The 11,682-nt window shown below is 64.8% G+C and carries 10 protein-coding genes and 2 pseudogenes; 6 read left to right on the top strand and 6 right to left on the bottom strand.

Translation table 11 applies throughout. The features are described 5' to 3' along the window. Positions 1-198 precede the first annotated feature (198 nt). Positions 199-1,920 (top strand): ShlB/FhaC/HecB family hemolysin secretion/activation protein, encoded by a 1,722-nt coding sequence (locus AB4Y34_RS14045; protein ID WP_176385318.1) that lies wholly within the window; start codon positions 199-201, stop codon positions 1,918-1,920. Positions 1,921-2,007: 87 nt separating this feature from the next. Here the strand turns inward: AB4Y34_RS14045 and AB4Y34_RS14040 are convergent, their stop codons facing one another. From AB4Y34_RS14040 to AB4Y34_RS14030, 3 genes are all read right to left on the bottom strand, one after another. Continuing rightward, the gene (locus AB4Y34_RS14040; protein ID WP_368716347.1) at positions 2,008-2,538 is read right to left on the bottom strand and encodes a hypothetical protein; all 531 of its coding nucleotides are present in this window, start codon (positions 2,536-2,538) and stop codon (positions 2,008-2,010) included. 150 nt (positions 2,539-2,688) lie between these two features. Further along, the gene (locus AB4Y34_RS14035; RefSeq protein WP_368716473.1) at positions 2,689-3,138 is read right to left on the bottom strand and encodes a CBS domain-containing protein; all 450 of its coding nucleotides are present in this window, start codon (positions 3,136-3,138) and stop codon (positions 2,689-2,691) included. A gap of 85 nt (positions 3,139-3,223) precedes the next feature. After that, positions 3,224-3,871, bottom strand: coding sequence for a phosphoribosyltransferase (locus AB4Y34_RS14030; protein WP_176385304.1), 648 nt, complete (start codon positions 3,869-3,871; stop codon positions 3,224-3,226). Between the two features lie 267 nt (positions 3,872-4,138). Between AB4Y34_RS14030 and AB4Y34_RS14025 the strand changes: the two genes are divergently transcribed. Beyond that, complete coding sequence (locus AB4Y34_RS14025) at positions 4,139-4,468, top strand: hypothetical protein (RefSeq protein WP_176385306.1); 330 nt, start codon at positions 4,139-4,141, stop codon at positions 4,466-4,468. Positions 4,469-4,488: 20 nt separating this feature from the next. On the opposite strand, the gene AB4Y34_RS14020 is transcribed toward AB4Y34_RS14025, so the two are convergent. Both AB4Y34_RS14020 and AB4Y34_RS14015 read right to left on the bottom strand, forming a co-directional pair. Then, positions 4,489-5,178, bottom strand: coding sequence for a CBS domain-containing protein (locus AB4Y34_RS14020; RefSeq protein WP_176110700.1), 690 nt, complete (start codon positions 5,176-5,178; stop codon positions 4,489-4,491). Positions 5,179-5,483: 305 nt separating this feature from the next. Then, on the bottom strand, positions 5,484-6,464 hold the full coding sequence (locus tag AB4Y34_RS14015; RefSeq protein WP_368716346.1) for an acetyltransferase: 981 nt from the start codon (positions 6,462-6,464) through the stop codon (positions 5,484-5,486). A gap of 301 nt (positions 6,465-6,765) precedes the next feature. On the opposite strand from AB4Y34_RS14015, the gene AB4Y34_RS14010 reads away from it, so the two are divergent. The 3 genes and pseudogenes from AB4Y34_RS14010 to AB4Y34_RS14000 all read left to right on the top strand — a co-directional run bounded on the left by AB4Y34_RS14010 (position 6,766) and on the right by AB4Y34_RS14000 (position 10,314). Next, positions 6,766-8,457 carry an AAA family ATPase gene (locus AB4Y34_RS14010; RefSeq protein ID WP_368716345.1) on the top strand — a complete coding sequence of 564 codons (1,692 nt, stop codon included), beginning with the start codon at positions 6,766-6,768 and terminating at the stop codon, positions 8,455-8,457. 212 nt (positions 8,458-8,669) lie between these two features. Next, the gene (locus AB4Y34_RS14005; protein WP_368716344.1) at positions 8,670-9,317 is read left to right on the top strand and encodes a response regulator; all 648 of its coding nucleotides are present in this window, start codon (positions 8,670-8,672) and stop codon (positions 9,315-9,317) included. 82 nt (positions 9,318-9,399) lie between these two features. Next, positions 9,400-10,314 (top strand): annotated as a pseudogene (locus AB4Y34_RS14000) (nitroreductase family protein). A 41-nt stretch (positions 10,315-10,355) separates the two neighbouring features. Here the strand turns inward: AB4Y34_RS14000 and AB4Y34_RS13995 are convergent. Continuing rightward, entirely contained in the window at positions 10,356-11,345 is a 990-nt protein-coding gene (locus AB4Y34_RS13995; RefSeq protein ID WP_368716343.1) for a zinc-dependent alcohol dehydrogenase family protein, read from the bottom strand. 168 nt (positions 11,346-11,513) lie between these two features. Here AB4Y34_RS13995 and AB4Y34_RS13990 point away from each other — a divergent pair. Next, positions 11,514-11,682, top strand: a pseudogene (locus tag AB4Y34_RS13990) (1,2-phenylacetyl-CoA epoxidase subunit A); the annotation flags it as partial.

Genomic DNA, 11,682 nt, shown 5'->3' with positions numbered 1-11,682 from the left:
GCGCGGCTCCGCACTCGATGCACTACACCCGTCATCAGGTATCGCGATGAACAACGGCAGGCTCGTATTACATGCGCGATGGCATCGCTTGCAACGCGACGCGCGCACCTGGTCGCCGCAGCCTGCTGCCGGTAGGCTCAGCGCTTTGCATGAAAGCGATCGATGAAACCGCGATCCGCCGACTGCGCTGCCGTCCTGATGACCGCGTCGTGCATCGCGGGCCTCATGCAGACCTCACCCGTAGCCGCACAGGCATGGCGCGATGTCGCGCCTCAACCCGCCCCGCGCGCGCCGCGAAGCGCGCCGCCGCCCTCCTCCCCGGAGACGCAGGCCGAGTCCGCACGGATCGCGGTCGAGCGGCTTGCCGGGCTCGTCTTCGAACCGGCCGCCGCGTCCGCGACGGCATCACCGACGCAGCAACAACGCATCGTCGCGCAAGGACTGCCCGTACTCGACGACGCGTTCCTGCAGAGCTTCGCCACGGACCTGGACAAGCCGCTGACTTTCGGCCGCCTCGCCGAGATTCGCCGCGCCGTGGTCGCGCGGTATCGGGCAGCGGGAAAGCCGCTCGTCGACGTCTACGTGCCGGAACAGGACGTCAGCTCGGGGGTCGTGCGTATCGCCATTGCCGAGTTCAAGCTCGGGCGGGTTCATGCCAGCGGCAACACCTACTTTTCGAGCAGCCTTCTCGAACGTGAAATGCCGCTCGAGCCCGGCGCACCGATCCCGCAAGCGACGGTCTCGAAGGGACTCGCCGTGCTCAACGCGAATCCTTATCGACGGGTCGATGCTGTGTTTGCACCCGGTGAAGCAGCGGACACGACCGACGTCGTGCTGCAAACCGAAGACCGTCTGCCGCTTCGGGTCAGCGCGGGTTACGACAATGAAGGCGTGCCGGACCTCGGCCGTGACCGGTTCTTTGCGGGCATCGGCTACGGCAACCTGTTTGGGCTCGATCAGCAGATCGCCTATCAATTCACGGCCAGCAACGATTTTTTCAGCGGCAATCCGGATATCGAAGGCCGGCCGAAGCGCGCCCGCTTCACCGCGCACGCACTGAACTATACGGCGCCGCTGCCCTGGCTCGACACGATCGAGTTGTTCGGCGTCTACGCGCAGAGCACGCCACGCCTGCCCGACACGTATGGGCAAACGGGCATTTCCGCGCAGCTTAGCTTTCGTTATGACTTGCGACTGCCGACCATCACGGACACGACCCAACTCGTCCAGATCGGATACGACTTCAAGCGGAGCAACAACGATCTGGAATTCGGCGGTTCCCAGGTTTTCAACTCGAATACGCACATCCATCAGTTCGTGTTGGCTTACAGCATCAGCAAACCGACCGACGCGGGCACGGCGCATGCCGCGGCGACACTCGTCGCCAGTCCGGGCGGATGGGATGGCAGTAACCAGGACGCGGCATTCAACGCCGCGCGGCAGGGCGCGACGGCCCGCTACATCTATATGCAGTTGACTGCGTCGCGCGCCACCGCGCTTGGGGCGGGCTTTACACTGATCACGAACGGAACGTTTCAGTGGACGCCGAACACGTTATTGCCGAGTGAGGAGATGGGGCTCGGCGGGGAGTCCAGTGTGCGAGGCTACGACCCATACGTGACGCTCGGCGATCGCGGCTGGAACATCCAGACCGAGGTGCGCACGCCTGCGATCGCTCTCGGCGCGAGCAACGCAGTCGTGCAACCCTTTGTGTTCTTCGATGCCGGGCGCGTATGGACCACCATCGATCAGCCAGCGGAGAATAATCCCGGTCTGCTCGCGGGTGTCGGCGCGGGCGTGCGCTTCCAATGGTCGAGATTCGTGGATTTTCGCTGCACCTACGGCGCGCCATTACGCTCGGCGACGCCAAATGGTTCGAAGGCACCGATCGTGCTCTTGTACGTGTCGCTCGGAACATGAGCCATCGACACGTCATCTCCCGACCGTCAACGACGCCTGAGCGCTAGTCTCACTGCGCGACCCGTTGCTCGTCGGCGCGGCCGTCATCTAGCCGTCTCGCCCCTTCCACGCTTTCGATCGGATGCCCGCGGCGCCGAAGCCGCGCTCGATGTCCGTCGCGATGCCTCGGCCGGCCGGCGCGTCCAGTGCCGGCGGGCCGTCGTCCGGAAGCGGCGGCGCCACGTCCGCGACGCGACGCGACGAGCGCCGCTTCGTCGCCTTCGCATCGAACCACGCGACGTCGCGGCGCAAGCCGACAACATAGGCACGCCAGCCTCGCGGATGGTCACTGAACAGAGACGCGCGCACGGATGCGGCCAGCGCGTCCCTGTCGAGCGGGTCGTCGAGCAACCCTTGCGGCCACCGGCAGAACGCGTGAAGCGCACGGGTCCTGAACGCGTCCACGGGCATATCGGGGCGCAGCTGCGCGAGCAGCGGCTCGTCACCGAGAATCGGGTATCGCGCGATCAGCTCGCCAATGGTTGCCGCGCTCGGCGCCATATCGTCGAGCCGAACGATCAATTGCATCACGCGCCCTAGATGAAGCAGCAGCGCGCGCCTTTCGAGAGCGTCTTCCATGATTTGCGGTGCCTTCGATCAAGACAGTCGAATTGCATCCGGTCAATCGCGTCGTCTTGCTGGCCGCTGTTTGACCGGCGTTCCCTTACAAGCCTACGGCGCCTCGCGGCGCGGACGTTGATCCGGGTCACTGCATGCACCGGGTCGGCGTCACGCGCGGTTCTTCTCTTCGATGTGGGGCTGGCGATCCGTCACCAGCGATAGCTCCGACAGAAGCCCAGCCACCGCCTCGAGCAGATCGTCGAGCGTCACGATGCCGGTGAGCGCGCCTGCGGTGTCGACGACCGGCAGGCGCCGCACGCCGTTCAGACGCATTCGCGAGGCGGCAAGCCAGAAATCGTCCCCCTCGGCGACGAGCGCCGGCGGCGACGACATCACGTCGTTCACGAAAATCTTCTCGGGGTTGGCCTGTTTGGCCACGATGGCCAACACGATGTCGCGATCGGTCAGCATCCCGACAGGCACGCTGTGCCCGCCGATCGTCTCAACCACCACGAGGTCGCCGACATGCTGTTCGCGCATCAGCTGCGCGGCCTCGAGAACCGTCGCTTGCCGTCGGCAGACGGTGACGTCCCGCGTACAAATGGTTCCTGCATTCACGATACATGCCCCACGTTCGACACGGCCTGCCGCCGTGTATCCGTTCGCTGCGTCGTCACCCGACCGAGTCCGAGCTCTGTTCGGGCTACCAACCGCGCGCCGCAGCGAGACACGCACGGACTTCTTCATCGCTCGTCTGGTCGAAATTCACATAGAACCCGCCGATCCCCATCAGCAAGTCCGGCTGCAACACGCTGACGAACGCGTCCGCGATTCCTTCGAATGACATCGCCGCATCGGATTGCGACACCGGGACCGCCACCACGATCCGGGCAGGATGTCTGTCACGGAGTGCGTCGATCGCCGCATGCATCGACGCCCCCGTCGCGATGCCGTCGTCGACCACGATCACCGTCTTGCCCTGCACTGCCGCCGGGGGGCTGTCCCCACGGTACGCGACTTCCCTGCGCGCGAGTTCCGCCCTTTCGCGGGCGATCACATCGGTCAATTGGGTGTCACTGATCTGCAGTTCGCGAAGTACCGACCTCTCCAGATGGAGGGCGCCCCCGGAAGCGATGGCGCCCATCGCCAGTTCCTCGTCTTGAGGCGCGCCCAGCTTTCTGACGACCAGAACGTCGAGCTTCGCGCGCAGCTCCCGCGCGACTTCGAACGCGACCGGAACGCCGCCGCGCGGCAGGGCCAGCACGACCAGATCGCCGCGCCCCTGATAGTCGCGCAGCGCGTGGGCTAGCTGTCTGCCCGCGTCGACGCGGTCGCGAAACCGGTTGCCCATCACTTTTCCTCCCCGCAACGCCCGAGCACGTTGCCTCGGTCACTATGCCATCGATCGGCAGCATCAAGCGTTCCTCGACGCAGCGCAATCAAAGCGCATTTCGATTGACGTAGGTCAGTAGTTGGTCCGAACCGGCGGCCGATCATGAATACCGACAACACGCGAGACGCGGAGGCCGACGTGTTCTCCAACATTCTGGTCGCGGTGGACGGCGGCGGGAGCGCCGCCCAGACGTTCGAGACAGCGACATGATCCGCAATAGAGACAATGGAAGTCGTCATGAATGGAGAGGTTACCGAACTCCGGGATCATGCATTCGCCTGCGCCGCGGACGCGACTGCGCGTAAAGACACGGATTCGGCGCAACTGTCCGCGGCGATCCGCTACGAAGCCGCCACGCGGGCTCGGGTTGCCATATCCCATCAACGTCTGCTGCGGCAACAGGCGCTCGTGCGTCGACTTGCTGTTGGCGGAGTCGATCATTCCATCGCGCGACAGTGCCTGCAGGGACTGGAAGACTCCTTTCATGTATTGAGCCTGATCTGGGAGATGCGCCTTCACAAGCTCAATGCGCTGCTAGACAGCGAAGCCCAGTGACGGGACCGAAGCACCCGTGTTCACATCGGCGTGAACGGGACCGGGTATTCCAGATGATCCTTTACTTCTTTTACGCCTGGCGCGCGCGCGGCGGCAGCGAGGATCGCCTGGCGCTCTTCCTCGGAGCGTATCGGTCCCCAGCAATGAGCGACGCCATCCGTGACGATCAGGTCGTCGGCGTCCAGCGCCCAACGCTGTCCTTCGAGTTCCTTCATGATCGCGGCGCGAATCTGCTCGTCCGACGGTTGCGAATCGAGCTGCGCGGGTGCGCAACTCGCGAGAGCCCGCACCAGATTAGCCCTGCTGACGATGCCGACGAGCTTGCCGTCGCGCAAGACCGGTAGACGCTTGATGTGCTTGCGCCCGAGCAGTTCGGCGACCGCCGTCAGCGGCGCGGATTCGTCGACGGTGACGGCGGGGGCGCTCATCACGTCACGCACCCGAACCGAACGCTCTTTCAGATACTCGACCGCGAGTTGACGCGTAGGCGCGATGAACTGGGCGAGCCACGAGCGCCGCGGCGTTTCGGTGCCGGTTTCGACGCGCCGGAGCAGATCGCCCTCGCTGACGATGCCAATCACGCTGCCTTTGTCGTCGAGAACGGGCATGCCGCTGATCTTGCTGTCGGCGAGCAGCTGTGCCGCGTCGTAGACCGAGCTGTCCGGTGCGATCGACACGACCTGGGTCGTCATGATGTCCGAGGCTTGCATAGTGACCTCCGTATCGAGTGCCCTGCGCTGCCGCACATCGATGCAGGCAGGCACGAGGCGACGCAATGGACAGGCGCTGAAGGACGCGTCGCCGTGTTCCCTTCGGCACCCACTTCGAATCCGCTCGCCCGGCGTGTCGACCAGTCGTTGCAACGCGTCGATTCCGCCGTGCGCCTATCACAAAGAACCGGCCACTGATGATCGGCCCCCGGTCCAGTACAGCCCAATGATCGATGCGCAGCGACCGGCGATCGTTGACTTGTATCAAGCCGCCCCCGCTGACCAACCGACGATGCAGCAATCGATTACCGGCCACCCGCCCCCCGAGATTCGCCGCAAAACGCGATGCTGAACGCTGCCGCGAATTCGTCGAGCCGCGCGCGATCGAGCCCGTCGATACCGGCGGCGGCGACCCTGCCGTTTCCGCCGAACTTTCTGCAAAGTACGTCGGCGCCACGCGGGCAATCGAGCGGAGCCCGCACGCTGCCCGTGTATCGGCCATCGGCGCCGGCTGTCAGTACAGCGTGCGCTCGCGCCGGGTCGCGCCGCGCAACGAGATTCGCGAAATCGCCTCGCACGCGCCGCGCCCAAGCCGCGTCGGGGAGAATGTGCAGCGTTGCATTGGCGAGCCGCCGGACTTCCACGAGTCCCAAGGCCAGCTCGAGGTCTTCCGTGCGCCGCGTCTGCAGTTCGGGCAGCACGCTGGTCGACGCAATGAACTCGAGCGGGTCCGAATAGGGTTGGATTGAGCGATACATGTCGACGGGATCGACCGCAAGATCGGCCACGCTATCCCCGTACGCGTTGTAGTTGATCGCTTCGCCAAGTTCACGCAGCTTGCGCTCGTCGGACGAGTTCATCGCGCACGCGGTGGCGGCCCGGTGCGCTGCCGGATGCAGGTTGTCGCCATAGGCCGCGACCACCGCCCAGCGCCTGTACCGGCCTTGCAGATGGCGGTCCACGAGCAGCGCCGTGCACGTATCTGGTGACGTATCGATATGCGTCGTCAGCAACGCGTTTGCGGGTATCGGTCCCGAGAAATGATGATCGAAATAGTCGATCTTTACCCCAAGAGCCAGCAACGCGAGGAGTGGATCGCGGTTCGCATCGAGCGAAATATCCAGCACGGTCACGCTGTCGCCCGGCTGCGCGTTCGCGCGGTGCAGCAGCGTGACGTCGCGCTTGGCCCCGGTGATCAGGATGGTGTCGGCAGGCTCGGCAAGTCGCAACTGATGCAGCGCGCAAATGCCATCCGCATCGCCATTGAAAATATCGAATCGCTTCATCCGCTGCTCCACCCGTGCGTCGCTGCCACGATCGCACGCGGTTCGACCGGGGTCAAACGGTGCCCCTGCTCCACTTCATATGGAAGCGTACGCCGGTATTGTCCGCTTGACCGCCTCGTCGATATAGATCAAGCCGGTTACCATACGCGATGACTTAAATGAATGAGTAGACGATTTGGCTCGCGCGCAAGGCGGGCGCCGGCGGTCCAACGATGTGGAGGTCAACCGTGTGGAATCAGACGCTCGTGTTTCCCCATGTCACGCGGCCCGGCGCGCCGCTCGCCACGACATGGAGCCTGGCATGAGTTCGCCGCCGAGCCGCAAGCCTTCCAGACGCCGAGCTGATGCCACACTCCACGGCATCCTTCATGTCGCCAACCGAATGCGCGCCGCGCGTCGCAGCCTGCGCGGACTGGACGCGACGCTGCGCAGGCCGGGCACCTACCGTCATCCGGCGGGCGGGATCGTCAGAATCGAAACGCATATATCCGTCGTGTATCTCGCCGGGCGCTTCGCGTACAAGATCATCAAACCCGTCGCACCAGGCTTCGCGGACTTTACCTCCGCCTCGACACGCCAGCGCTGCTGCGAAGCCCAGCTCCGCCTGAACCGGCCACTCGCGCGAGGTATCTACGCCGCCGTGATACCGATTGCGCGCCGTGCCGGCGTGCTGGCGCTCGGCGCCGGCGGCGTCGCCGTCGAGCACGCGGTCAAGATGCGCCGCTTCGACGAGGCGATGCTCTTTTCGAGTCTCGCGGCGAACGGAGCACTGACGCCGCACGACATCGACGGCGCGGCGAAGCGGCTCGCCGACTATCACCTGAGCGCACCCCGCAACGCGCCCTCGTCGCGCTACGGCAGCGCGACGCTGGTGCGAACCCAGATCGAAACGATCAACGCACCGCTGCTGGCCAATTGCAGCCATCCCGCGCTGCCCGGCATTGCCGCGTGGTGCGCGCGACAGCTCGACGAACTCGCGCCGCTGATCGAGCGGCGCCGCGCCGAGGGTTTCGTGCGCGGCTGCCACGGCGATCTGCATCTCGACAACGTGGTGCGCTGGCGCGGCGCCATCGCGATGTTCGACTGTATCGACTTCGACGATGCGCTACGCTGGATCGACGTCGCGGCGGATGTCGCGTTTCTGGTGATGGACCTGTGTGCGCGAGCGGAACCGCGTCTGGCCAATCGCCTGTTGAACCGTTGGCTGGAAACGTCGGGCGACTATGCGGCGCTGTCTCTGATGCCTTTGTACATCGCCTATCGGGCGCTGGTGCGGGCGTGGGTCGCGTGTCTGAAAGCGGGGCACGTGGCCAGCCGCAACGTCGCGGTCCCGCAACCGGCCCTGCGCTACCTCGAGGTCGCGCGGGCGCAAACGCAGAAGCCGCGACCCGTTCTGCTGCTGTGTCATGGCTTTTCCGGTTCGGGAAAATCGGTCGCGAGCCGCGCTCTCGCGGACCTCTGCGGCGCGGTACGCGTGTCGAGCGATGCGGAACGCAAACGCGTGCGGCCAGCGTCCGACGCGCAAATGGCGCTCGGCGCCGAACACTACACGCAAGCTGCGCGTCACGCGATCTACGATCACCTGCTTGGACTCGCGCACGGCGTGCTGCAAAGCGGCCACAGCGTGATCGTCGACGCGACCTTTCTCGAATCGAGTCAGCGCGGCACGTTTCTCGCGCTCGCCGAACGGCTTGGCGTACCGGCCCGTATTCTCGACTTTCGTGCCGACCCAGCGGTGCTCGAGCAACGCATCGAAGCGCGCCGGCGCGGTCCGCGCGATCTCTCCGACGCGGACACCGCCACGCTCGCGCGTCAACTCGCGAGTGCCGACGCACTGACGCCGGCGGAACAGGCGCTGACCTTGTCGTTCGACACCGCGGTACCGATGGCAGCGTTCGACTCACCCGCGTTCTGGCGAGCGGTGATCGAGTTGATGCAGCCCGGTATCGAAAGCGTCGCGGCTGCGTCGCGTGTTACGGATACCGCTCGTTAGCCGGGCAAGCGGTCAGTGGATCGCGGATCGTGAACGAGCCGCCGATCGCGAAACCCCTGGAGCCAACGGTTACGAAAAGCCGACTAAAATCGATTTGCGCGAACACGCGTCGATGCCCGGCGATTCCATGCGCATCGACACAGCGCAAAGCGCGAACTTCGCGATTGCTTCAGGTTTTCCTGCCAATGGATGCGACCGGAAGAGATCACCCGATGATCAAGGTGTTGCTGGCCGACGACCACACGCTCGTGCGCGACGGACTGCGCCATATCCTGCAGCAAGCGAACGGCTTCGAGGTAGCCGGCGAAGCGTGCGACAGCGCGACGACGATCGCGCTGATCCGCGCGACCCAGGCACACGTGCTCGTGCTCGACCTGTCGATGCCGGGGCGCAACGGCATCGAACTGATCAAGCAGATCAAGGAGGAAAAACCCGATCTGCGGATTCTGGTGCTGACGATGCACGCCGAGCAGCAATACGCGGTGCGCGCGTTCAAGGCGGGTGCATCAGGCTATCTGACCAAGGAAAGCGCGAGCGCGGAACTAGTCGGCGCGGTGACGAAAGTCGCGTCAGGGGGCGTCTATGTGAGCCTCGCGATGGCCGAACGCTTCGCGCAGAATCTGAACGAGCCGGCCGACACGCTGCCGCACCAGCGCTTGTCCGACCGCGAATTCGACGTGTTCCGGCGCCTCGTCGAAGGCCAGAGCATCACCGGGATCGCCCATGAACTCTGCGTCAGCGTGAAAACGATCAGCACCCACAAGACGCGCATCCTCGAAAAAATGCAGATGCCGAACGAGAACGGGCTGGTTCGCTATGCGATCCGCCACAAGCTGTTCGACGACGAGAACGATTTGTAGTGCTTCCCGGCCGCGGCGCCCGGTGACACGATAGCGGCACGAACCGCGTGCTTGCGGCCCTGATCCGACAGGAGCCTTCAAGATGAGCGATGCCGCGCAACATGATGCCTGGGAAATCGGCGAACCGCACTTCCCCGCCTCCACGCCAGTGGAACAGCAATTGCGCTTTGCGCTGCACTACGCGGTACTCGCGCCGTCGAATCACAACACGCAACCGTGGCGGTTCATCGTCGACGGCGAGACCGTACAGATCTGCGCCGACCGCATGCGCGCGCTTCCCGTGGTCGATCCTTTCGATCGCGAACTTCTGATGAGCTGCGGTGCGGCTTTGTTCAATCTTCGCGTGGCGCTGTGCCGCCTCGGTCTCGCTTATGCGATCACGCTGTTTCCTGCGGAAGCGGATCCCGACATCGTGGCGCTCGTACGTGTGTCGCGCGACGGGCCTCGCGACCCGCACCTGCATGATCTCTTCGACGCGCTGACGGAGCGCGTGACGACGCGTGCGTAGTTCGTCGATAACCCTGTGCCCGCCGCCCTGCAACGCAAGTTCAGCGACGCCTGCGACGACGAGGGCGCGCTTGCCTGCTGCGTGGAGCAGAAAGCCGCGCGCGAGGCGCTCGCGCGCCTGATCGCCGATGCGGATCGAGCGCAGTTCGCTGACCCGCGTTTCAGGCGCGAGCTCGCCAGCTGGATTCACCCGCGGCGACGCGACGATGGCATGCCCGCTTACGGTACCGCTGTCGGCATCGCGACGATGCGCGACGACCGCGAGGCATGGCTCGCGGCGGGACAGGCGCTCGAACGGATGCTGCTGGTCGCGGCATCGGCGGGATTGACCGCTTCCTACCTGAACCAGCCGATCGAAGTGGACGCGCTGCGCGAGCGGCTCCGGACGCTGCTGCGCATGGACGCGTTTCCGCAGCTCCTGCTTCGCGTCGGGCGCGGCCCGCGGGTCCGTCATGCGCCGAGGCGGCCGCTCGCCGATTCGGTGTCGTGAAACGCACGGGGCGTTTGCTGAGGGCGATGCCAGCCCGTGAGCTACACCGTTACCACGATCTTGCCGAACTGCCCGTTGGTTTCGAGGTAGCGGTGCGCGTCGACGATCTCGTCGAACGCAAAGGTGCGATCGATGACCGGCTTCAGCGCGCCGCTTTCGAGGCCCTTGAGCACGAACTCCACCGCGGCCTTCCGGCGCGTCGGGTCGCCACTCGTCAACCAGATGTTGTGCGCCTTCACGGAATTCATCCTGGCGATCATCTGCAGCACCGGCAGCGTCGTAGCACGCTCGTCGAGCGCGCCGTACAGATACGCGATTCCCTGGAAGGACAGCGCCTCGATCAGTTTCGCGAAGTTCGGGCCGCCGACCGGATCGAATGCGACGCGAGCCCCCTTTCCATCCGTGATCCGCATGATCTCTTCGAAAAGGTCCGACTCGTCCGTCACTATCACGTGGGCGGCATCCGCGTCGAGCAACTGCTGTCTCTTGCCGGCATGGCGCGTGACCGCGATCGACGTCGCGCCCGCGTAATTCGCCAGTTGGATCGCCGCCAGTCCCACGCTGCTCGAAGCGGCCGGTACGACGACATGGTCGCCGGCGCCTACCCTCGCATCTTCGATCAGCGCGCCATAAGCGGTGACGAACATCATCCACACCGAAGCGGCCTCGGCGAAGGAAAGCGACTTCGGATGCCTGACAACCGCATGGTCCGGCACGATGATGACTTCGCCGTAGGTGAAGTACTGATTCATCGAGAACGACGGGATCACGCTGACCTCGTCTCCGGGCGCGAAATCGACGACGCCCTCGCCCACCGCATCGACGATGCCGGCCGCCTCGTACCCGAGCCCGGCCGGAAAGCGCACCGGTTCGATGTACCGGTCGGTGCGCCACATCGCTTCCGCGCGATTGAGACCAATCGCCTTCACATTGATCCGAACTTCACCGCGGCCTGGGCCGCGGACCGATTCTTCGACGAATCGAAGCACTTCGGGCGCACCGGCCTCGGTAAACCTGACAGTCCGTGACATCACTACCTCCTGGATGGATTGACGGTAGAGCAATCTCGCCCGCGTGCACAGATGGCCCGAGGGTATCCCCGATCCTATTCCACTTATCGACCGAAAGTAAAATTCAATTGACCGACCGGTCGGTTAATTTATACTGCGTCACATTGCCACTTGTTCTGGATGGTGCAGATGTACACCCAATCCCTCGATATCCCCGGCCACGTCGCCCCGCTGGACGCGGACGCGAATTCGCCCGAACAGGCGCGCTTCGACGCGGTCATGGCCGCCGACGGCAAGATCGAGCCGCAGGACTGGATGCCCGACGCGTACCGCAAGACGCTGGTGCGGCAGATCTCGC

The sequence above is a fragment of the Paraburkholderia sp. BR10954 genome (assembly GCF_040965775.1).
Taxonomy (GTDB): domain Bacteria; phylum Pseudomonadota; class Gammaproteobacteria; order Burkholderiales; family Burkholderiaceae; genus Paraburkholderia; species Paraburkholderia youngii.
The sequence above is the reverse complement of the archived record's forward strand: the minus strand, read 5'-3'. Positions and strand labels throughout refer to the sequence as shown.